The sequence below is a fragment of the Pseudomonas sp. P7779 genome (assembly GCF_013386315.1).
In the GTDB taxonomy this organism is placed as follows: Bacteria; Pseudomonadota; Gammaproteobacteria; order Pseudomonadales; family Pseudomonadaceae; genus Aquipseudomonas.
Genome location: NZ_JACARZ010000017.1, coordinates 19,225 through 40,068, shown reverse-complemented (window position 1 = coordinate 40,068; position 20,844 = coordinate 19,225). Strand labels below are relative to the sequence as shown.

General features: G+C 61.3%; 20 protein-coding genes. 14 read left to right on the top strand and 6 right to left on the bottom strand.

The genetic code is table 11. The features are described from left to right. Nucleotides 1-22: 22 nt before the first annotated feature. From queD to codA, 6 genes are all read left to right on the top strand, one after another. Nucleotides 23-379 carry a 6-carboxytetrahydropterin synthase QueD gene (queD, locus tag HX869_RS05750; protein ID WP_003190259.1) on the top strand — a complete coding sequence of 119 codons (357 nt, stop codon included), beginning with the start codon at nucleotides 23-25 and terminating at the stop codon, nucleotides 377-379. 89 nt (nucleotides 380-468) lie between these two features. Continuing rightward, nucleotides 469-921 carry a GNAT family N-acetyltransferase gene (locus HX869_RS05745; protein WP_087693060.1) on the top strand — a complete coding sequence of 151 codons (453 nt, stop codon included), beginning with the start codon at nucleotides 469-471 and terminating at the stop codon, nucleotides 919-921. Between the two features lie 10 nt (nucleotides 922-931). Next, on the top strand, nucleotides 932-1,555 hold the full coding sequence (locus HX869_RS05740) for an NUDIX hydrolase (RefSeq protein ID WP_008432778.1): 624 nt from the start codon (nucleotides 932-934) through the stop codon (nucleotides 1,553-1,555). A gap of 201 nt (nucleotides 1,556-1,756) precedes the next feature. Next, nucleotides 1,757-3,025: a cytosine permease gene (gene codB, locus HX869_RS05735; RefSeq protein WP_003219542.1), complete on the top strand. Its 1,269-nt coding sequence runs from the start codon at nucleotides 1,757-1,759 to the stop codon at nucleotides 3,023-3,025. Then, nucleotides 3,022-4,239, top strand: a complete 1,218-nt coding sequence (locus tag HX869_RS05730) for a PucR family transcriptional regulator (RefSeq protein ID WP_178902857.1) — start codon at nucleotides 3,022-3,024, stop codon at nucleotides 4,237-4,239. Before codB ends, HX869_RS05730 begins: the two co-directional genes overlap by 4 nt. Nucleotides 4,240-4,266: 27 nt before the next feature. Continuing rightward, a complete protein-coding gene (gene codA / locus HX869_RS05725; RefSeq protein WP_003219538.1) occupies nucleotides 4,267-5,502 on the top strand; it encodes a cytosine deaminase in 1,236 nt (411 codons plus the stop codon). Nucleotides 5,503-5,504: 2 nt separating this feature from the next. On the opposite strand, the gene HX869_RS05720 is transcribed toward codA, so the two are convergent. The 5 genes from HX869_RS05720 to HX869_RS05700 all read right to left on the bottom strand — a co-directional run bounded on the left by HX869_RS05720 (nucleotide 5,505) and on the right by HX869_RS05700 (nucleotide 13,258). Beyond that, complete coding sequence (locus HX869_RS05720; RefSeq protein ID WP_178902856.1) at nucleotides 5,505-7,655, bottom strand: lipase family protein; 2,151 nt, start codon at nucleotides 7,653-7,655, stop codon at nucleotides 5,505-5,507. Nucleotides 7,656-8,313: 658 nt separating this feature from the next. Beyond that, nucleotides 8,314-9,156, bottom strand: a complete 843-nt coding sequence (locus HX869_RS05715) for a DUF4123 domain-containing protein (RefSeq protein WP_178902855.1) — start codon at nucleotides 9,154-9,156, stop codon at nucleotides 8,314-8,316. Continuing rightward, a complete protein-coding gene (locus HX869_RS05710; protein WP_178902854.1) occupies nucleotides 9,156-11,198 on the bottom strand; it encodes a type VI secretion system tip protein VgrG in 2,043 nt (680 codons plus the stop codon). The genes HX869_RS05715 and HX869_RS05710 overlap by 1 nt, the downstream gene beginning before the upstream one ends. A 312-nt stretch (nucleotides 11,199-11,510) precedes the next feature. Then, nucleotides 11,511-12,500, bottom strand: a complete 990-nt coding sequence (locus HX869_RS05705; RefSeq protein ID WP_178902853.1) for a diaminopimelate epimerase — start codon at nucleotides 12,498-12,500, stop codon at nucleotides 11,511-11,513. Further along, nucleotides 12,497-13,258 (bottom strand): FadR/GntR family transcriptional regulator, encoded by a 762-nt coding sequence (locus tag HX869_RS05700; protein WP_102369450.1) that lies wholly within the window; start codon nucleotides 13,256-13,258, stop codon nucleotides 12,497-12,499. Before HX869_RS05700 ends, HX869_RS05705 begins: the two co-directional genes overlap by 4 nt. A gap of 234 nt (nucleotides 13,259-13,492) precedes the next feature. Here HX869_RS05700 and HX869_RS05695 point away from each other — a divergent pair, with 234 nt between their 5' ends. The 7 genes from HX869_RS05695 to HX869_RS05665 are packed head-to-tail and all read left to right on the top strand — an operon-like array spanning nucleotide 13,493 to nucleotide 19,689. Further along, a complete protein-coding gene (locus HX869_RS05695; RefSeq protein WP_102604550.1) occupies nucleotides 13,493-14,233 on the top strand; it encodes an SDR family oxidoreductase in 741 nt (246 codons plus the stop codon). A gap of 28 nt (nucleotides 14,234-14,261) precedes the next feature. Further along, a complete protein-coding gene (locus HX869_RS05690) occupies nucleotides 14,262-15,107 on the top strand; it encodes an ureidoglycolate lyase (protein ID WP_177068404.1) in 846 nt (281 codons plus the stop codon). Nucleotides 15,108-15,127: 20 nt separating this feature from the next. After that, nucleotides 15,128-16,405: an L-fuconate dehydratase gene (locus HX869_RS05685; RefSeq protein WP_008432761.1), complete on the top strand. Its 1,278-nt coding sequence runs from the start codon at nucleotides 15,128-15,130 to the stop codon at nucleotides 16,403-16,405. A 37-nt stretch (nucleotides 16,406-16,442) separates the two neighbouring features. Beyond that, nucleotides 16,443-17,303 carry an amidohydrolase gene (locus tag HX869_RS05680; RefSeq protein WP_023658957.1) on the top strand — a complete coding sequence of 287 codons (861 nt, stop codon included), beginning with the start codon at nucleotides 16,443-16,445 and terminating at the stop codon, nucleotides 17,301-17,303. Then, nucleotides 17,300-18,073 (top strand): SDR family oxidoreductase, encoded by a 774-nt coding sequence (locus HX869_RS05675; protein WP_003219518.1) that lies wholly within the window; start codon nucleotides 17,300-17,302, stop codon nucleotides 18,071-18,073. Before HX869_RS05680 ends, HX869_RS05675 begins: the two co-directional genes overlap by 4 nt. Next, nucleotides 18,070-18,417, top strand: coding sequence for an L-rhamnose mutarotase (locus HX869_RS05670; protein ID WP_003219515.1), 348 nt, complete (start codon nucleotides 18,070-18,072; stop codon nucleotides 18,415-18,417). Before HX869_RS05675 ends, HX869_RS05670 begins: the two co-directional genes overlap by 4 nt. Nucleotides 18,418-18,468: 51 nt before the next feature. Beyond that, entirely contained in the window at nucleotides 18,469-19,689 is a 1,221-nt protein-coding gene (locus tag HX869_RS05665) for a sugar MFS transporter (RefSeq protein WP_177067148.1), read from the top strand. On the opposite strand, the gene HX869_RS05660 is transcribed toward HX869_RS05665, so the two are convergent. After that, a complete protein-coding gene (locus HX869_RS05660; RefSeq protein ID WP_177048443.1) occupies nucleotides 19,631-20,452 on the bottom strand; it encodes a helix-turn-helix domain-containing protein in 822 nt (273 codons plus the stop codon). The two genes, HX869_RS05665 and HX869_RS05660, sit on opposite strands and share 59 nt — an antisense overlap. Before the next feature lie 92 nt (nucleotides 20,453-20,544). Between HX869_RS05660 and HX869_RS05655 the strand changes: the two genes are divergently transcribed. Then, a complete protein-coding gene (locus HX869_RS05655) occupies nucleotides 20,545-20,790 on the top strand; it encodes a hypothetical protein (protein ID WP_102369456.1) in 246 nt (81 codons plus the stop codon). Nucleotides 20,791-20,844 lie beyond the last annotated feature (54 nt).

The window sequence follows — 20,844 nt, the reverse complement described above, 5'->3', positions numbered from 1 at the left end:
CCTCACCGAGCTGAAAAACCCTGTGGAAATCTTCAAAGAGTTTACCTTCGAGTCCGCCCACCGCCTGCCCCACGTTCCGGAAGGCCACAAATGCGGGCGCCTGCATGGCCATTCGTTCAAGGTGGCGATCCACCTCAGCGGCGACCTCGACCCGCACACCGGCTGGATCCGTGACTTCTCGGAGATCAAGGCGATTTTCAAGCCGCTCTACGAACGCCTCGACCACAACTACCTCAACGACATCCCGGGCCTCGAAAACCCCACCAGCGAAGTGCTGGCCAAGTGGATCTGGAATGAACTGAAACCGCTGTTGCCGGAACTCAGCGCGATTCGCATCCATGAGACCTGCACCAGCGGCTGCATCTATCGCGGCGAATAAGCCGGCGATGTAAAAAACCACCCTTGCGGTGGTTTTTTTATGCCGGTGACTCCCTTACAGTCGTGGCCTCTTGTACAGGAAGCGCTGCGATGCCAACCCATATCCGCCCCGCTACCGGCGACGATATCGCCGCAATTGAAGCGATCGTCCACGCCGCCTACTCCCCTTACATCCAGCGAATCGGGCGCAAGCCAGGGCCGATGCTGGATGACTATCGCCAGCAGGTCGCTGCCGAACGGGTGCATGTGCTGGAGAGTGCGGGCCAGGTCCACGGCTTTGTCGTACTGATTCATCACGATGAGTACCTGCTGCTGGATAACCTGGCCGTCGACCCCGGTGCCCAGGGCTTGGGTTACGGGCGCCTGTTGCTGGGCTTCGCGGAAGGCCAGGCCAGGCATGGCTCCATTCGTCTCTACACCAATGAAGCGATGACCGAAAACATCGCCCTGTACACCCGCAAAGGCTATGTGGAAACCCACCGGGCCGAGGAAAACGGCCTGCGTCGGGTCTACATGCAAAAAGACCTCACCGCCTCGCACTGAAGGAGCTCCCATGGAAAACACCTGGCTGGCCCAGGCCAAGCGCCTGCAAGCATTGGCCTCCACGGGGCTGCACTTCTGCACCGATGACTTCGAGCGCGAGCGCCTTGAGGAAATCGCCCAGATTGCCCACAGCATGCTGGCGCAATTGGGCGAAGTACCGCTGGAGCGCATCACCGGGCTGGTGCCGGATTTTGCCAAACGTTATTCGACGCCCATGATTGATGTGCGGGGCGCAGTGATTGACGGTGACCGGATCCTGTTGGTCCGCGAGCTCACGGATGGCTGCTGGGCATTGCCCGGCGGTTATGCGGATATTGGTTTGTCGGCGGCTGAAAACATCGTCAAGGAAATTCGCGAAGAGGCCGGGCTGACGGTCACGGCCAAGGCGCTGTACAGCGTCACCCACAAGGCCAAAGGCTTGTACCGGCCGGATATCCGGGACTTCTACAAACTCTACTTTCTGTGCGAACGGGTTGATCAACTGGCGCCGGCGGCCGGTTTCGAAACCACCGAAGTTGGCTTCTTCAGCCTGGACGATCTGCCGCCGCTGTCCCGTGGCCGCACCATTGAAAGCGACCTTGAGGCCGCTTTTGCCTTTCATCGCGGGCAGACCACTCACACCCTGTTCGATTGAATCACGGGTGATCCAATTTGTATCACCCTGCACCGCTTTCGCGCCTGAGTGGGCAGAAAGACCAATCCCGCCTGCGTGTTTCCCCTGTTTGGCTATAAATACTGTGCAACCTGCACAGTCCTGACCGTGCGCCCGTCACTGCCTCGCACTTGGCACGACGGGTGCAATAGGCCTGCGTCACTCATTCAGGGAGAACGGCACATGACGCAGAACGAACCGGGCAATGACTACCCTCTCAGCGAGGTGCCCATGCATGCCCGCAAAGGCCTGGCCTCCACCGCCATGGTGCTGCTGGGCTTTACCTTTTTTACCGCGACCATGTTCGCCGGCGGCAAGCTGGGGGTGGCCTTCAGCTTTACCCAGATGCTCGGCGTCGTGGCCCTGGGTAACCTGCTGTTGGGTATCTACGCCGCAGGCCTGGGTTACATCGCGTTCAAGAGCGGTTTGAATTCAGTATTGATGGGGCGCTTCTGCTTCGGTGAAGTGGGCAGCAAACTCAGCGACTTGATTCTCGGTTTTACCCAGATCGGCTGGTACGCCTGGGGCACCGCCACCGCAGCCGTAGTACTGGGCAAGTATTTCGAGTTGAGCCAGGGCAGCGTACTCGGGCTGATGGTGCTGTTTGGCATGGTGTTCTGCGCGACGGCCTACGTGGGCTATCGCGGGTTGGAGATTCTGTCCTACATCGCCGTGCCGGCCATGGGTATTTTGTTGTTTCTGTCGATGTGGGTCGCCACCGTCAAGGTCGGCGGGCTCGATGGACTGCTGGCGGTGGTGCCGACCGGTGAGCTGGACATGTCCACGGCTATCACGCTGGTGTTCGGCACCTTTGTCAGCGGCGCGACCCAGGCTACCAACTGGACGCGGTTCTCACGCTCGGCCAGGGTCGCGGTGCTGGCCAGCCTGATCGGCTTCTTTATCGGCAACGGCTTGATGGTGTTGATCGGTGCCTATGGCGCCATCGTCTACCAGCAGCCCGACGTGGTCGAAGTGTTGCTGCTGCAAGGCTTCGCCATGGCGGCCATGGCGATGCTGTTGCTGAATATCTGGAGCACCCAGGACAACACCATCTACAACTTCGCCGTCGCCGGCTGCAACCTGCTGCGCACCAAGCGCCGCAAAACGGTGACCCTGGCCGGTGCGGTGATCGGCACCCTGCTGGCGTTGCTGGGCATGTACGACATGCTGGTGCCCTACCTGATCCTGCTGGGCACGGTGATCCCACCGATTGGCGGGGTGATCATGGCGGATTTCTTCTATCGCTATCGCGGCCACTATCCGCGCCTGGCCGATACACGCCTGCCGGCCTTCAACTGGCCAGGGCTGATCGCCTATGCCGTGGGTACGGTGCTGGCCTTTCATTCACCCTGGGTGGCGCCATTGGTGGGGATCGTGGCGGCGTCCCTGACCTACATCGTGCTGACCAGCGTATTGCGGGTGCGGGCACCTTTGGCTGACGTCCAGGCATGAGCCTGACAATCGCCGACGTGTTGGCCTTGCCCGGCCTTGAATCGATGTGCCTGCGGGCCGGGGAAGCCGGCCTGGAGAACACGGTGCGCTGGCCCTATGTCGCAGAAAACAGCGGCATTGCCGAATGGGTGCTGGGGGGCGAACTGGTGTTCGTCACCGGTATCAATCACCCACGGGACGAGGCCAATCTGTTGGTGCTGCTGGACGAAGCCTGTCAGCGCCAGGTCGCCGGCCTGGTGATCCTCACGGGGCCGGACTATATCCAGGCGATTCCCCAGCGTTTGCTGGAAGCGGCGCAAGCGGCGGGCATGCCGCTGATCGAACAGCCTTACTCGTTGAAGATGGTACTGGTGACCCAGGCCATCGGTTCGGCGTTGATCCAGTCGCAGCAGTTGGGGCGCTCGCGACACGATGTGCTGGAGCGCCTGCTGGCCGGTGATTATCAATCCCTGGATTTGCTGCTGCACCGCGCTGCGCAGTTGGACATGCCGCTGGCCGGCCATTGGCAACTCGTCCAGTTGCAACTGGACGGCAGCGACGCGCTGTTTGCCCAAGGTGAGGCGCCAGTGGTCGAGGCGCAGCTTGCCCGACAACACGATGCGATTACCCGCCGTCTGCGCCAGTTTGCTGCGCAGCATCCGTCGCGCCCGCCCGTGCTGGGGCGTGCCGGACAATGGACGTTGCTGCTGCCTGCGATAGACGCGGGTGCGGCATTGGCGAACCGTCAGTTGTTGGCGGGTTGGTTGAAGGCACTGAATCTGCGCCTGGCACCGTTGAAACTGTTTATCGGCCTGAGTGCTGCCCCGCACCCACCCGCGCGCCTGGCCCAGGCCCTGGATGAGGCGCGCCAGGCATTGGCCGCTGCGCGACGGTTCAGTGAACGCGCCGGGCTGTGTGTCTACGATGAGTTGGGCGTGCTCAAGCTGCTCAGTGGCGTACGTGATCGCGCCCTGCTCGATCAGTTCCTCAACGAACGCCTGGGGCCGCTGCTGCGCCACGACCTGCACCATGGCCCAAGCCTGATGCCGACCCTGGAGGCCTGGTTCCACGAGAATGGTAACCTTGTGGCCGCAGCCCAACGGCTGGCGGTTCACCGCAACACCCTGACGCACCGCGTCCAGCGTATCGAAGCCCTGTGCGGGCTGACGCTGGACAATGCTTATGACCGCCTGGACATCGGCATCGCGCTGATGATCTGGCGGCTGTCTGCCTGACTGTTTTTTGCCAAGAGGAACTTGCCCATGCACATCATCAACGCCCGCCTGCGCAACCGTGAAGGCCTGCATGATCTGCACCTGGAACACGGCCGGATCGCCAGCATCACCCAACAAGGCGCGGCCCCCCTGGCAGGCCCCGACGACCTGGACGCCGCCGGCAACCTGGTGGTCCCGCCTTTCGTCGAGCCGCACATTCACCTCGATGCCACCCTGACCGCCGGCGAGCCGCGCTGGAACATGAGCGGCACCCTGTTTGAAGGCATCGAGTGCTGGGGCGAGCGCAAGGCCACCATCACCCTGGAAGACACCAAGACCCGCTCCAAAAAAACCATCCAGACCCTGGCCGCCCATGGCATCCAGCATGTGCGCACCCATGTCGACGTCACCGACCCGGACCTCACCGCGCTCAAGGCCATGCTTGAAGTACGCGAGGAAAGCGGCCACCTGATCGACCTGCAAATCGTCGCGTTCCCCCAGGAAGGCATCGAGTCCTACCGCAATGGCCGCGAGCTGATGGAAGAGGCCATTCGCCTGGGAGCCGACGTGATCGGCGGCATCCCGCACTTTGAATACACCCGTGACCAAGGGGTGAGTTCGGTGAAGTTCCTGATGGACCTGGCCGAACGCACCGGTTGCCTGGTCGATGTGCACTGCGACGAAACCGACGACCCACACTCGCGCTTTCTTGAAGTGCTGGCCGAAGAAGCCCGCAGCCGTGACATGGGCGCCCGCGTGACCGCCAGCCACACCACGGCCATGGGCTCCTACGACAATGCTTACTGCGCCAAACTCTTCCGCCTGCTGGGGCATTCGGGCATCAGCTTTGTCTCCTGCCCTACCGAAAGCATCCACTTGCAGGGCCGCTTCGACACTTTCCCCAAACGCCGCGGCGTGACCCGGGTCAACGAACTGCTGGAGGCTGGCATGAACGTCTGCTTCGGCCAGGACTCCATCGTCGACCCTTGGTACCCCTTGGGTAACGGCAACATTTTGCGGGTGCTGGAAGCCGGGTTGCATATCTGCCACATGCTTGGCTACCGCAACCTGCAAAGTGCCCTCGACCTGGTCACCGACAACAGCGCCCGGGCGATGGCCCTGGGGGATCGTTATGGCCTGGAACCGGGACGCCCGGCGAACCTGTTGATCCTGTCTGCAGACAGCGACTATGAAGTGATTCGCAGCCAGGGCTTGCCGTTGTATTCGATTCGAGCGGGCAAAGTGTTGATGAAACGCCGGCCGGCGCAGGTGGAGTTTTTGTAGGCTCATACGATTGAATCTATATCGAGGGTTTGTGGCTTTCCCCAGCCATCATCCGATTGTGGCGGGATGCTCGCCACTTGGGTGAGTACGCGATTTTGCGGGTGAGCGAACCAGCGTTTCAGGCTGGATTGCAGGGTTGGGGATGAAGCGTGGCTGCCGTAGACGTCGCGGGCCTGGAGGCGGCGCCAGCGGAGGGTTGCCAGGCGGTCGCGACTACTTTGCAGACGATCAGCTTCGATGCTCAAGGCCTGGATATCTTCATAACCACGCTGATTGGTCGGTCGATAGCGGTCCAGTTCTCGTTTTTTCTCCCGCAGTTGTTGCCGCATGCTGATCAGCGCTTTTTCGATCAGCTCAAATTCACTCGCAGTCACCAGTGTTCCGTCGGCGTCCACGGTTTGCTGCCAGCGGCGTAACGTCGCCCAGGCTGCCGGGATGTAGCTTGCGGTCATAAAGTGCTGCTTGTATTGGACTAGCTGCTTGATCAGGTTGGCCCGGTCCGGCATATCACCGCTGAGTTGAATCGCGCGATTGCATGCAGCTTCTTCGATCGACTCACACCCGGGGTTCCACAATATTGAAGACTGTGTGCCGTCGGGCAAGGCAATCGGCATGAAATGCTGCTGGGAGCCGTGATGCTGATAGGCGTTCCCGCCCACCCGCACCAACCCAAGTGCGAACAGCAGGCCAGCAGGTGCAGGATTGCTGAACAGGGTAACAAGCCCGGGAATCCAGAGTTTGGCAGTTGTGTTCATCCAGGGTGCCGGGACGCTGGGTACCGGGTCGTTATGATTGACGATGCGGTGATGCACCAAAGATGAAGCACCGTCAGTGAACTCAGAGTCGGCAGCGCGGGGAGCGCCATAGGTGTAAAGAAGGATGTTGCGGTCGTAACCTGGAATTCGCCTAAGAGACTCTGCCAGCAGCAGTGCTATGGCGCCGCCGAGACTATGGCCACAAATTATGATGCGCTGGCCTATGTAGAACCGGTCGAGGTAATGCAGCGCAAAATCACGCATCGCCCGATACGCGCCATAAAAGCCCTCATGAACCTTACCAACACCCTCGACAAAAGCGACCTGGTGAGCATTGGCATCACTCAGCCCATCGGAACGGCTTGCAGTGCCCCGCACTGCGATCAGGATCACATGGTCGTGATGGCTGATAAACGCCTGAGTATCAGTGCCATTCTCCTCGTCATCAAAAAAATGCAGCTTCGCTGGGTGGGCCGGGGACTCTCCTTGCCCCGATCGATTTTGCTCATACAACTCAGGATCAAAAGGCAACACCTCGAATCGTTGCGAGTACGGCACGTCTTCATACACGGGATAAAAGTGTTCCACCTGGTCGGAATCGAACTTCCAAGCCTCCTGATAGCCCGACAGTTGTTCGGAAAAAAAATTGCCCACACTGGGCTCTATGGGAAAGCTGACCTGGTCCATCGGCGGAGTCGATGGTTCCTGCCCAAAATCGCAATAACTCAAGGTAGCCATAAGCGCCAACTGATAAAGGTTCAAGGCACAGAACTGGTCTTCAATCGACAACAACGGGCGTAACGCACGCAGCGGCCTTACCTCCAGCACAGTGTGCAGGTCAGGAAATAAAACCAGCCCTGTCAGCTTGGGCTGAGGGGGGCCAAACCCAAGTTCAGCCAGCATGCGGAGCGCATGCCGCGGTGGTCGATGGGTTCTGGGCGCCAAGGGAGGCAAATGAGCAGTGTGCAAGACCAAGTCACTGACCTCGACTTGATAGAATTTGCCTGTTTCCCGCCCTGCCGGGTTTCGCTCGACGCGCTCCCCGTCTACACGTGAAAACCGCGTCTGTTCGGCTCGTACCTGAAGCTCGGTGATAGGCAGTGGATAACAACCACGCGTTTGCAACGTTGCGTAGTAATCCCCGCTCATTTCATATGGCGCATCGAAGATCAGAACCACAGGCCCTCGATATGGGTTGTCCAACTTTGCGAAACCGTTTCCATCCAAACGACCTGCATATTGTTGACCTGTGCTGTCAAAAACCTTGTACGCAAGACCCCCATAAGCGTTTCCGTCACCTGATTCGTCCACCAGACAAAAACTCAGCCAACATCCACGCACTGCACAAGCCGGCATTTTCCCGCTGAAAAAGGGTTGTTTCCATTCTGTAAGCGCCATCGCTGAATATCCTTATTCAGTAAAAGTTAAAGATAAGTACGCTCCCCATCAGATTTCCCCAAACACGAGCCTCACCGTTTTACCGTTCAGCTCATCACGCTGCACACGGCCACCCGTTGCAGTCGTTGGCGGCAGTCCTCTTGCATCTACCAGGTTGCATTGAAATACGTTATCAGTCGCCTGCGTTGGCCCTGCCGGCCTGAGTAACCACTGACAGGCCCCCGGCACCTCCAAGGTACCTGGCCCCGGCATTCGAGACATATGGGGTTCAACCCAATCATGCACACCGATAAACGCAAAATCCCCCCCACTGTCCGACAAGTGCTCAGCCGACTTCGCATAGACATCAAACGTCATGTAACGCAGCACTAACGGACACCCGTTCACCGTCTCCGTCAGAGGCAACTCAAAGCTCGCCCGATTCGCCACCGACTTCTCAAGAGCGTCGAATATCTTGATCTCTGGCAGATCACCTGGACGCCATCGTAAAGTGCAAGTCTCACCTGTTCCGGGGACGTAAGTTGCATCGCCTCTGAGTCTGTAATTCGCCGGCAAATCGACCTCCAAAGTGAAACTATCAGCAGGCTTCATCACACAACCGGAAACACCCAGCACACTGCAAACGAATACCCCTCGCCACACGCCCGACATAATTCCCCTACGCATCCTGCTGCTCCCGCTCCACCCGACGCCACTCCCCAACCACCCGCTGAAAATGATCCTCCGCCACTTCCCCACGCATCGGCTGCCATCGAATAAGCACGTCCCCAGTGGCTTCCAACAGCCGCCGCACGACCAAAAACTCCAGCTGTTCCGGCCTGTCCCATTGCCAGGCCCGCGCTTGCTCCAGCACCTGCGCCAACCAGATTCTCGGGTCTTGAAATTCAACCAGTGCGCTCAACGCCTCGCTGTACTCGGCCAGCAGGTAACGCAGGATATTGGCTTGCAGAATCACTCCCGCCTGGGGATTGGGCACCTCCAGCCACGGCGCAGGATCGGGTACCGGATACGCCCCCGGAGCCGGGTTATCGACACAACTCCAACGCTCACCCTGCCAGTAACACACGCCGATCAGCGGCCCGAGAAAAACAGGCCAGTCCCGAGCAGGCAGGTGAACCAAGGCCCGCGCCAAGGTGCGGTTATCGTGGAAGCGGTACAGCGCCTGACTGCCCGCCGCTCCCACCACCAACCTGTCGCGCCAGTGCCGGGTAACACCCGATAAATCATCACCAGGCAGGCTGCCCAACCAGCCCCAATTAAGCTGGGGGTTTTGCAGCAAACCCACCAATGCGGGCTCGCTGACATGGTCGAGCAACAGGAGCATCGGCCCATCCGCTGCCATTTCCGATGCGACGGTTTCACCATAGAGGCAGCGATACTCAGCGACCGTGCGTGTCGCCAGCAGTACCCCACGCGCATCGCTTTCACCCTGTAGAACCAGGCACAGCCGGCGCCCTGCCTGCTGCTGTTCAGCCATCCACTGGCCAGGCGCGATCTCCATCAAGCCGCCCTCCCCGTGGATTCGCACAGGCCTTCACGGCAGCGCTCGCACACTGGACAGAAGTCCGCATCCAGTCTTCTGGCCAGCTCCATGACTGCGCCTTGGATAACCGAAACCTTCGGCCCATCCGCTGCAAATGCGGGCGAAGCAGCCACGTCACCCGGTCCAACTGGGTTGGCTGTGCGAATCACGGCAGGCGCACCGCCCAACGTGATCGGCCGACTGCTGAAAATCCCGCCAGCCTGAATCAGCAAATGCTCACCACCGGCCTTGAAGCTCAACTGCGCACCGGCATCGATAACCAGGTTGGCCCCCGCCTTCAGATGGACCTGTTGCCCCGCTTCGATCACCAGGGTCTGGCCGACAAGGGTCTGGCTGTTGCCCTGCACGTGCAAGTGATCATCAGCCCCAAGCCGAACCTTGCGGTCGCCGGCGATGCTGCGGTGTTCCTCGTCTTCCAGGGTGGTGGCACTCAAGCCGTGGATGGTTTCCCGACGTTCGCCCACCACCTCCAGCCGACTGTCGTGGCCGACCTGCTGCTCCAGATCGCGTTGGGCGCGCAGGTAGATGAGTTCCTGGCCGCTGCGGTCCTCGAGGTGCAGCTCGTTGGCCCCCGTCCCGCCCGGCGAACTGCGGCTGCGTAGCACACTGCGGGTCTTGTGTTGGGGCAACGGATAGGCAACAGGCTGCAAGGTATTGGGCAGGCAACCATTGATCACTGGCCGGTCTGGATCACCTTCCAGGAACGTCACCAGTACCTCCATGCCCACACGCGGGATCATCACCGCGCCATAGCTGTCACCCGCCCATCCGGACGCCACACGCACCCAGCAGCTGCTCTTGTCGTCGTGCTGGTCCAGGCGGTCCCAATGAAAGCGAATTTTCACCCGGCCGTGAGCGTCGCAATGCACGTCTTCACCCTCGGGCCCGGTGACGGTTGCGGTCTGGCTGCCGCTGATACGCGGTTTGACGTGCTTGAGCGGCGGGCGGTAAGCGGCGCGCCAGGGCGTTGCGGTAAATCGATTGCGATAGCCGTGGAATGCCTCGACATCCACCACCGCCTCCTCCAGCACCTGCGGTTGATAGCCTTCGTGACGCACGCCGGTGATCAGCCACAAGTCATTACAGGTGCGGTCCGGATGGCCGCGCAGTTCCAGGAAATGCCCGCTGCGCAAAGCCGGCTGGTCACTGCGGCCCAGGGCCCGATGACGGTCGCGTTGATGACGTTCCAGGCCACGCCGGGCCAACTGCGAACCTCGCAGATGCCCCGTGAATCCCGCAGGGTATTGATAGTCTTCAAGTGCCGGGAAAGATCCGGCCTGCTCCTGCAAGCGCAGCGACGGATGTTCGAAGTCGTAGTCACGCCGAACAACCTGAGCACTGCGCGTGGCCAGGCGCACATCGAAACGCTGGATCACCAGCGTTTCGGCAGCCGGGCCTCCGGCCGGGCAGTAGCGTTGCGCCGGCAAACGACGAAACACCGTCTGGTCATCACCCAACACCAGTACATGGGCGTCTGCACTGTGGCGAAAGTGGTAGTGAATGCCCTCTTCCTCGCACAGCCGCTGGATAAAGTGCAGGTCGGTTTCCGCGTATTGCACACAGAACGTACGCGGTGGGTAAACCACCGGCCCCAGTTCGAAGGTATAGGCATCAGCAAGGATGCCGTGCTGCTCAAGCACTGCCGCGATAATTTGCGGCACGCTGCGCTGCTGGAAAATCCGCTGGTCGCAACGATGGGCCAGGTACGCCACGCGCGGCGCAAGGGTGAGGTGGTAGCGGGTCAGCCGCTGCCCCGGGCCTTCCCGGCCAATGCTGTAGATTTGCCCGTGCAGGCCTTCACCGGGCTCGCCAAAATCCAGATAGGCCGGTTGGTGAAGTAACTTCTCCAGATCCAGGCTGGGGTTTTCACTGACCCACTGCACTTCAATAAAAAAAGGCTGGTCAATCGTTTCGCTGCCTTTAAAAGCCAGCACCTGAAATGCCTGGTTCATTCCTGCAACGACCAGTTTGAAACGTGACGAAACAAGCGTATTGAACATCCGTTGTTACCCGCCATTCATTGTCGAGCTGAAATAACTTCTCCCGTAAAACGCAGATAAAGCCACTCAATTCGAAGCCGATAAAAAGTGCCTGAACTCCAGGAATACTAGCGATTTCAGGCGAAATTCGGCCGCTTCAAAATAAAAAAGAAGATTCGTACATCGATATTGGAAGGGTCTTTTACCAATTACAGAAATGCAGTTAAACAGCCAGTACTCACTAACAGGAATACTCTTACGCCGCCACTCACCAAGACCGCTTATTTATAGAGAAGCGACTGACAAAGATAATTAAGCCAGCCACTCCGTTTTTCAAACGTCCTGCAGCCGCGCAGTCCCGAACAGGCTAACGCTCAGCAACTCACCCGGCTCTGCTTGCAACCGTACGGGTGCGGTACCGCCCGGCATCACCACCGCCACCTGACCCGCCGTCACCCATCCTACAGACCAGGCGGCGCATGCCACCGCACTGGCGCTGGTCCCGGAGGACGCCGTGGGCCCCTCACCACGCTCAAACACTCGCGCGATCACGCGATTGCCTGAATCCCGGGCGACCCATTGCAGGTTGACCCCGGAAATACAAGGTTGGCCGGCCCCGGCAGGTGGTGCGAAAGCAATCGCCCTCAGCGGATCGAACCAGGCTGATCGATGCAGCTGGGCGTTGTCCGGCAACGCTGACGCGTCCTGTACCAGCGTCACACAATGCGGGTTGCCCACACGCACAAACTGGCTGTGATTCCACTCGGGGTTGAGCGCAGCCAGTGGCGAAACATGGCTCACCTCAGTTCCCTCAAGCGAGACCGCGCCCACACCAACAGCCCCTACCGCCAAAGGCCCGAACTCGGGACGCCCGAGCGCCAGCCAAAAGCCCTGCACCTGTTCGTACTCCGCCGGCTCAACCCGCGTAACCACCGGCGACAGTGCGTCTGTCTTGTCGTGATGCACCCGCAACTCACAGCCTTGCGCCATCAATCCCTGGTCGGTCAACGACTGGGCGAAGATCGTCAGGCCATTGCCACTGCGTTCGGCCAGGGAACCGTCGGTGTTGACGATCAACAGGTCAAAAGGCGGCGCGGCCTGGAACGGCCCCACCAACAAACCGTCACAACGATGCGCCTTGGCCTCTGCCGGGCGCGGCAACTCATCCCAACCGCACTCGGCGGCAATCGCCGCCAATGCCCAAACACCTCGGGTGCCAGCGGCCAAGTCGGCACGGTCCGGCACGTCGATACCCTTGCTGCGTAAATGCTCCGGGCTCACTACGCCGTAGATATTGCCGCGGGCGTCATAGAAAACGCTCATTGCGCTGCCCGCATGAAAATCCGTACCACCTCTTCCAGGTGCTTGCGCATCGCCTGTCGCGCACCCTCCACGTCTCGCTGTTCCAGTGCATCGAGGATCTTGCGGTGCTCGTCTTCCGAGCGATGGGGCATGTCGTCCGAGGTGTAATGCGCCTGCAACCGCTGGAACATGCTGCCGTAACGATGCCCCAGCAAATGCGCAATCATCAACGCATACGCCGGATTGCCCGAGGCCTGGGCGATACGAATGTGAAACAGGCGATCGCCCGGATGGGTATGGGAGCCGTCGCGGTTGTCCTGCACATTACGCTCGAAGGCCTCGCGGATCCCCGCCAGCTCTTCGTCGGTGGCATGTTTGGCGGCCAGGGCGGCGGCTTCCGGCTCAATCAGGCGACGGGCCTGGAGCAGGGAAAACGGTGGAATCTCGGCATTGAAGTCGACGTGCAGGTTGAGTTCCGGATCGAACTCTTTCCATTGATCCCGGGTGGCCTGGGCCATCACCGGTTCCTGGCTGACTGTCGGTTGCACGGGTTCACACACCAGCACGCCGTTGCCCACCCGCACGTCTACCAGGCCGATCACCTCCAGGGCAATCATCGCCTCACGCACGGAAGCGCGACTCACGCCCAGCAGTTTGGCAAGTTCACGCTCAGCGGGAAGTCGACTGCCCGGCGGAAATTCTCCGCTGTCGATCAACGCCCGCAACTGGTCGGCAATCTGTCGATAAAGACGTTGGTTATCAATCACTTGAAATGGCATCTAGGCTCAGCTCGATTCATGCACAGCACGGTCAAAGCGATCAACCCGCAAAAAAGCCGCTTGTTGACCGGGATGCCCCATGCTAAAAATTGGATCAATGGCCTGACCATTGGATCGTTTCCAGTGTGCTGATCATAGCAAACCCACCAGGGTTCGCTATGCCGCAGATGCAGGTGTTTCACGCCCTCAATGGCCTGACCATTGAGCCAATAACAATAATCAAGGGAGTCTGTCATGGACCTCACCGGTAAACGCGTGCTGATCACCGCCGCCGCCCAGGGCATTGGCCGCGCCAGCGTCGAAGCCTATCTGGCGGCAGGGGCCGAAGTGATTGCAGCCGACATCAATCAACAGGCGCTCGCTGACTTGTCGGGCGCGCAAACGGTCTTGCTCGACGTCACCGACGCCAGCGCTATTCAACGCCTTGCTGCCGAGATCGGCCCGCTCGATGTGCTGTTCAACTGCGCAGGCGTGGTGCACGCCGGCAATATTCTCGAATGCCCGGAAAGCGACTGGACGTTTGCCCTGGACCTGAACGTCACCGCCATGTACCGCATGATCCGCGCGTTTCTGCCGGGGATGCTGGCGGCGGGCGGCGGCTCGATCATCAACATGTCGTCGGTGGCCTCCAGCCTCAAGGGCGTGCCCAACCGCTTTGCCTATTGCGCCAGCAAGGCGGCCGTCATCGGCCTGACCAAATCCGTCGCGGCCGACTTTGTTACCCAGCGCATCCGCTGCAACGCTATCTGCCCGGGCACCGTGGAGTCGCCTTCGCTGCAGCAACGCATCGTCGAACAAGCCCGCCATGAAGGCCGTCAACAGGACGAGGTGTACGCCGCATTCACCGCCCGCCAGCCGATGGGACGCCTGGGCACGCCCCAGGAAATTGCCCAGTTGGCGCTTTACCTTGGCGCCGATGCCAGCGCGTTTACCACCGGCACCACCCAGATCATTGACGGCGGCTGGAGCAACTGACCGCCCACTTCCAATAAGAGGATTGCTCATGAAATTGCTGCGCTATGGTGAAAAAGGTCAGGAACGCCCGGCCCTGCTGGACGCTGATGGACGTCTGCGTGACCTGTCCGCCCACATCAGTGATATCGCCGGTGACGCCCTGCTCCCGCAAAACCTCGCTCGCCTGCAAGAACTCGACCCCGCGAGCCTGCCCCTGGTACCGGGCAATCCGCGTTTGGGCGCCTGTGTCGGCCAGGTAGGCAAATTCATCTGCATCGGCCTGAACTACGCCGATCACGCTGCCGAAACCGGCGCCCCCATCCCTGACGAACCGATCATCTTCAACAAGTGGACCAGCGCCATCGTCGGCCCCAACGACAACATCGAAATCCCCCGCCACTCCACCAAGACCGACTGGGAAGTGGAGTTGGGCGTGGTGATCGGCCAGGGTGGCCGCTACATCGAGGAAAGCCAGGCCATGCAGCACGTGGCCGGCTACTGCGTGATCAACGATGTCTCCGAGCGCGAGTTCCAGCTGGAACGCGGCGGCACCTGGGACAAGGGCAAGGGCTGCGACACCTTCGGCCCGCTCGGCCCCTGGCTGGTCAGCCGCGATGAGATCGCCGACCCGCACCAACTGTCGATCTGGCTGGAAGTCGACGGCCACCGCTACCAGAACGGCAACACCCGCACGATGATTTTCCAGATCCCCAAACTGATCAGCTACCTCAGCCAGTTCATGAGCCTGCAACCGGGGGATGTGATTTCCACCGGCACCCCGCCCGGTGTCGGCCTGGGGATCAAGCCAGTGCCGGTCTACCTCAAGCCCGGGCAAAAAATCCGCCTGGGTATCGAAGGCCTCGGCGAACAGAACCAGACCACGGTCGACGCCTGACAAGAGACTAGGAGCCGTTCATGACTACCATTACCGCGATTCGCGTCGAAGATATCCGCTTTCCTACGTCCCAGTCCCTGGACGGTTCCGACGCCATGAACCCGGACCCGGACTACTCGGCCGCCTATGTGATTTTGCAGACCGACAACCCGGCCCTTGAAGGCCATGGCCTGACCTTCACCATCGGCCGTGGCAACGAGATTTGCTGCGCGGCGATCCAGGCCATGCAGCCGCTGCTGGTGGGCTTGACCCTGGAATGGATCGCCGAAGACATGGGCCGCTTCTGGCGGCATGTCACCAGTGACAGCCAGTTGCGCTGGATCGGCCCGGACAAGGGCGCAATCCACCTGGCCACCGGCGCGATCGTCAATGCCGCGTGGGACTTGTGGGCCAAGGCCGAAGGCAAACCCCTGTGGCGCCTGGTCGCCGACATGAGCCCGGAACAGCTGGTGCGCTGCATCGATTTCCGCTACATCACCGACTGCATCACCTCCAGCGAAGCCCTGGCCTTGCTGCGCCAACGCGCCGAAGGCAAGGCTGAACGCCTGGCCGACCTGCAAGCCAACGGCTACCCCTGCTACACCACCTCCGCCGGCTGGCTCGGTTACGGCGACGAAAAGCTGCGCAGGCTGTGCCAGGAAGCGGTGGATGCCGGCTTCAACCACGTCAAGCTCAAGGTCGGCCACGACTTGCAGGATGACCTGCGGCGCGTACGCATCGCCCGCGAAGTATTGGGCCCGGACCGCCAATTGATGATTGACGCCAACCAGGTGTGGGAAGTCGACACCGCCATCGATTGGGTGCGCGAATTGGCGTTTGCCAAGCCGTGGTTCATCGAGGAACCCACCAGCCCCGACGATATCGAGGGCCATCGCAAGATTCGCCTGGGCGTGGCGCCGGTCAAGGTCGCCACCGGCGAAATGTGCCAGAACCGGATCATCTTCAAGCAATTGATCATGCGCGAAGCCATCGACGTGGTGCAGATTGACGCCTGCCGCCTGGGTGGGGTCAACGAGGTGCTGGCAGTGATGCTGATGGCGGCCAAATATGGCCTGCCCGTGTGCCCGCATGCCGGCGGTGTCGGGCTTTGCGAGTACGTGCAGCACCTGTCGATGATCGACTACCTGTGTATTGCCGGCACCCACGAAGGCCGGGTGATCGAGTATGTCGACCACTTGCACGAGCATTTCGAGGAACCTTGCGTGGTGCGCGGTGCGGCCTATCTGCCGCCGAAGGCGCCGGGCTTTTCGATCCAGATGAAAGCCGCGTCCCGGGAGCAATACCGCCACCGGCCGTGAGCTGAACCGCAATTTGAATGGACGGAGCACAATAACAATGTCGTCCCCATCACCTTTGAGGCTCGATGCGCACCAGCATTTCTGGCGCTACCGGGCCGCTGATTATCCGTGGATCGGTACGGCTGAGGCTGACCTGCGGCGGGACTTTCTCCCACAGGACTTGCGGCCGTTGCTCGACGCTGCCGACCTGGATGGCTGCATTGCCGTGCAAGCCCGCGCCGGTGAGCAGGAAACCGACGCGCTGCTGGAAATGGCGCGGCAGCACCCATGGATACTCGGCGTCGTCGGCTGGGTCGACCTGTGCGACCCACGCCTGGAACAGCACCTGGAACAGTGGCGCGACGCACCGGGACTCAAGGGCTTTCGGCATCAGATTCAGGATGAGCCTACGCCTGCCAGCTTTATGGCCGACGCCAGGTTCTCCCGTGGCCTGCAGCACCTGCAGCAACAAGGCTACGTCTACGAGGTGCTGATCCGCTGCGCCGACCTCGACGCCGCGACAGCCCTGTGCCAGCGCCACGACCGGCATCATCTGGTGCTGGACCACCTGGGCAAGCCGGACATCGCCAACGGCCCCGTCGGTTGGGCCGAACACCTGGCGCCACTGGCCGCCCTGCCCCACGTCAGTTGCAAGCTGTCGGGCCTGCTCACCGAAGCCGGGCCCGAGCAACGCAACGCCCGAGCCCTGCGCCCCTACATCGAACTGGCGCTGGAATTGTTCGGCGCCGAGCGCCTGATGTTCGGTTCGGACTGGCCGGTGTGCCTGCTGGCCGGGGAATACCAGGGCACCTGCCAATTGCTGCAACAGACCCTCGGCCCACTGTCGCCCGATGAACAGCAAGCCATCTGGGGCGGCACGGCCCAGCGGGTCTATCACCTTGAAGGAAACTGCCCATGAATCTGCATTTGCAGGACCGCGTGATCATCGTCACCGGCGGCGGCTCGGGGATTGGCGCCGCCATTTCCCTGGGATTGATTGCCGAAGGCGCAATCCCGGTAATTTTCGGCCATCAACCGTTGTCGCCGGCCTTCGCGGCCGAGCTTGAGCAGCACGGTCAAAGCCACTTCATCCGTGTCGAGTTGCGCGATGAGGACGCCTGCCGCGCAGCCGTCAACGAAGTGTTGCGACGTTTCGGACGCATCGACGGCCTGGTGAACAACGCCGGGGTCAACGACGGCGTGGGCCTGGATGCGGGCCGTGCAGCGTTCGTCGAATCCCTGGAAAAGAACCTGATTCATTACTACTTGATGACCCACTTGTGCCTCGATGCCCTCAAGGCCAGCCGCGGGGCAATCGTGAATATCAGCTCCAAGACGGCCCTCACCGGCCAGGGCGGTACCAGCGGTTATACCGCCGCAAAAGGTGCGCAGCTGTCACTGACCCGGGAATGGGCCGCCTCCTTGCTGGAGTTCGGCATCCGGGTCAATGCCGTGGTGCCCGCCGAGGTGCTGACGCCGCTGTATCAACGCTGGATCGACGGCTTCGACAACCCCGAGGCCAAGCTCGCCGCCATCGTCGAAAAAATCCCCTTGGGCAAACGGATGACCACTCCCGAGGAAATTGCCGACAGCGTGCTGTTCCTGCTCTCACCCCGCGCCTCCCACACCACCGGACAGTGGCTGGTGGTGGATGGAGGCTACACCCACCTCGACCGGGCGCTGACATGAGCGGCCAACGTTACTGCCTGGCGCTGGACCTGATCGACGATGCGGCATTGATCGCCGAGTACCAGCAGCTGCATCGACGCATCTGGCCTGCCGTGGCAGAGCATCTGCGCAGCCAGCAAATCCTGGAAATGCAGATCTGGCGCCTGGGCACGCGGCTGTTCATGGTCATGGACACCGCGGCCGGGTTCAGCTTCGAAGGGCTGGACCACGCTGCACGCGCCAACCCCGACGTGCAAGCCTGGGAAACCCTGATGTGGCGCTTCCAGGCCCCCACGCCGTGGACTGACCCCGGCGGCAAATGGCAGCCCCTGGAGCAGATTTTCTGCCTTACCGACCAACCCTGATACCCGCTGCATCGCACGCCTTGATCCCATAAAAACAACAGGAGAAGCGTCATGTTAAGCAAAGATACACACCTGCCAGGCACCCGTGCCGTGCCGACCTATCGCTGGGCGCTGATGCTGGTGACCAGTCTGTTTTTCCTCTGGGGCTTGTCCTACGGTTTGCTCGACGTACTGAACAAGCACTTCCAGGAAGTCCTGCACGTCAGCAAGGCCCAGTCCGGGCTGTTGCAAAGCGCCTATTTCGGCGCGTACTTCCTGATTGCCCTGCCGGCCGGGTTGTTGATGGACCGCCACGGCTACAAGGCCGGGATCCTGCTGGGCCTGTGCCTGTATGCGACGGGCGCGCTGCTGTTCATGCCGGCGGCTGCGGCGGCGAGCTTTCCGTTTTTCCTGTTCGCGCTGTTTGTCATCGCCTGCGGCCTGGGCTGCCTGGAGACCGCTGCCAACCCCTATGCCACCGTGCTGGGCGAACCCCAGGGCGCCGAGCGGCGGTTGAACCTGGCGCAATCATTCAATGGCCTTGGCCAGTTCTTCGGCCCGCTGATTGGCGGCGCGATGTTCTTCAGCGCCGGCAGCACACCGGCCTCGGACATGAGTTCGTTGCAGACCACCTACGTGGTGATCGCGGTTCTGGTACTGCTGGTGGCGCTGCTGATCGCCCGCACGCCGCTGCCGGATTTGCGCGCCCAGGAACAGGCACTGCAACCGACGGCCGGCAAAGGTCTGTGGCAGCACCGGGAGTTTGTCGGTGGGGTGATCACGCAGTTTTTCTATGTGGCGGCCCAGGTCGGAGTCGGCGCATTTTTCATCAACTACGTCACCGAGCATTGGGCACAGATGGGCAATCAGCAAGCCGCCTACCTGCTGTCGATCGCAATGCTGGCCTTCATGTTCGGGCGCTTTTTCAGTACCTGGCTGATGGGCCGGGTCAGCGCGCGGAAGCTGCTGCTGATTTATGCGCTGATCAATATCGCGTTGTGCGGCCTGGTGGTGATCGGCCTGGAAGGTATCTCGGTGATCGCGCTGATCGCGGTGTTCTTCTTCATGTCGATCATGTTCCCGACGCTGTTCGCCATGGGCGTGAAGAACCTCGGGCCGCACACCAAGCGCGGCAGTTCGTTCATGATCATGGCGATCGTCGGCGGCGCCCTGATGCCCTACTTGATGGGCAAGGTGGCGGACAACAGCACGGTGGCGCTGGCTTACCTGTTGCCTATGGGGTGTTTCGTGATTGTGGCGGTGTATGCCCGTAGTCGCTTGCGCCATCCGTGAAGTACCGCCCCGGCGTCGTCCCGAACGTACGCCGGAACATCGCAATAAAGGCACTGACGTTTTCATAACCCAGGTCCAGCGCAACCCGGGTCACGGGTGCATGCGCCGCCAGCAACTCCAGGGCGCGCAACAACCGTGCGCGCTGGCGCCACTGGCTGAAGGTGAACCCGGTCTCGGCAACAAACCGCCGGGCCAGGGTACGCGGCGAGACACCGGCCCACTGCGCCCAGTGTTCCAGCAGGCGGTTGTCGTCGGGACTGTCGGCCAGCGCCTGGGCGATGCGCAACAGGCGCGGGTCCCGGGGCAGCGGCAAGCCGAATGGCTCCTGGGGCAACCCGGCGATTTCATCAAGAATCACCTGGGCGATCCGTGACTGAGGCGGCTCAAGCAGCGCCTGGCTCCAGGTTGCCGCGCGCCTGACGGCTTCCAGCAACAAGGCCGACGTGGCGATAACGCACGTCTGTCGGGGCAGCCCTGCACACGCCTGGGGTTCGACATACACACTCCAGCCATCAAACGGCCCGTGGGAACGCAAGGCGTGGGAACAATCGGGGGCAATCCACACCGCGTGGGTGGCCGGTACTACCCAATGCTGGTGCGCCGCCTGCACCGACAACAACCCGCGCTGGGCTCCGAGCAATTGCCCGCGGGCATGCTGATGAAGGGCCGTGGTGCGTGCTACCGGACTGCTGCGCAACGTCGCCACCAGCAACGGACCGCCGGTCGCATTGGCGAGCTGGGCTGAAACGAGTGTTGACGGCATATGGCAGCTTTACCGTATTGAATGACCTGGATAAGGCAGTGTAGCCATTTGCGCACGCCCAGACTGCGGATTCATTCATTGAGGGCTCCGCCATGCGTGCAGAAGACGTGCTTCCCGACCATCTCGACCAAGGCCAATTCAATGGCGTGACCGTGCGCAAAGGCACGGTGGGCGCATTCCTCGCCAACGCCAGAACCTGGTGCGATCCGGCCACCCCGGACGAGCAGCGCTTGCTGGCCGAACAGGACATCCTGCAAGCCCTCCCCGCCCTGCAGGCCCTGGGCTTGTTTGAAGTGTTGCAGGTGCGGGATGCGAAACTGGCGCGGCTGCTGAAGTGAGAGGATCGGCCTGGAAGGTGGTAATCCGTCGCTGGAAGCCCGGGGTTCACCAGT

Excerpts from the sequence above, each read along its gene's own strand:
- HX869_RS05660 (WP_177048443.1), bottom strand. The coding sequence starts at position 20,452 with ATGCCGTCAACACTCGTTTCAGCCCAGCTCGCCAATGCGACCGGCGGT.
- HX869_RS05695 (WP_102604550.1), top strand. The coding sequence starts at position 13,493 with ATGGACCTCACCGGTAAACGCGTGCTGATCACCGCCGCCGCCCAGGGC.
- codB (WP_003219542.1), top strand. The coding sequence starts at position 1,757 with ATGACGCAGAACGAACCGGGCAATGACTACCCTCTCAGCGAGGTGCCC.
- HX869_RS05680 (WP_023658957.1), top strand. The coding sequence starts at position 16,443 with ATGTCGTCCCCATCACCTTTGAGGCTCGATGCGCACCAGCATTTCTGG.
- HX869_RS05715 (WP_178902855.1), bottom strand. The coding sequence starts at position 9,156 with ATGGAGATCGCGCCTGGCCAGTGGATGGCTGAACAGCAGCAGGCAGGG.
- HX869_RS05665 (WP_177067148.1), top strand. The coding sequence starts at position 18,469 with ATGTTAAGCAAAGATACACACCTGCCAGGCACCCGTGCCGTGCCGACC.
- HX869_RS05670 (WP_003219515.1), top strand. The coding sequence starts at position 18,070 with ATGAGCGGCCAACGTTACTGCCTGGCGCTGGACCTGATCGACGATGCG.
- HX869_RS05720 (WP_178902856.1), bottom strand. The coding sequence starts at position 7,655 with ATGGCGCTTACAGAATGGAAACAACCCTTTTTCAGCGGGAAAATGCCG.
- HX869_RS05730 (WP_178902857.1), top strand. The coding sequence starts at position 3,022 with ATGAGCCTGACAATCGCCGACGTGTTGGCCTTGCCCGGCCTTGAATCG.
- HX869_RS05705 (WP_178902853.1), bottom strand. The coding sequence starts at position 12,500 with ATGAGCGTTTTCTATGACGCCCGCGGCAATATCTACGGCGTAGTGAGC.
- codA (WP_003219538.1), top strand. The coding sequence starts at position 4,267 with ATGCACATCATCAACGCCCGCCTGCGCAACCGTGAAGGCCTGCATGAT.
- HX869_RS05710 (WP_178902854.1), bottom strand. The coding sequence starts at position 11,198 with ATGTTCAATACGCTTGTTTCGTCACGTTTCAAACTGGTCGTTGCAGGA.
- HX869_RS05675 (WP_003219518.1), top strand. The coding sequence starts at position 17,300 with ATGAATCTGCATTTGCAGGACCGCGTGATCATCGTCACCGGCGGCGGC.
- HX869_RS05700 (WP_102369450.1), bottom strand. The coding sequence starts at position 13,258 with ATGCCATTTCAAGTGATTGATAACCAACGTCTTTATCGACAGATTGCC.
- HX869_RS05690 (WP_177068404.1), top strand. The coding sequence starts at position 14,262 with ATGAAATTGCTGCGCTATGGTGAAAAAGGTCAGGAACGCCCGGCCCTG.
- HX869_RS05745 (WP_087693060.1), top strand. The coding sequence starts at position 469 with ATGCCAACCCATATCCGCCCCGCTACCGGCGACGATATCGCCGCAATT.
- HX869_RS05655 (WP_102369456.1), top strand. The coding sequence starts at position 20,545 with ATGCGTGCAGAAGACGTGCTTCCCGACCATCTCGACCAAGGCCAATTC.
- HX869_RS05685 (WP_008432761.1), top strand. The coding sequence starts at position 15,128 with ATGACTACCATTACCGCGATTCGCGTCGAAGATATCCGCTTTCCTACG.
- HX869_RS05740 (WP_008432778.1), top strand. The coding sequence starts at position 932 with ATGGAAAACACCTGGCTGGCCCAGGCCAAGCGCCTGCAAGCATTGGCC.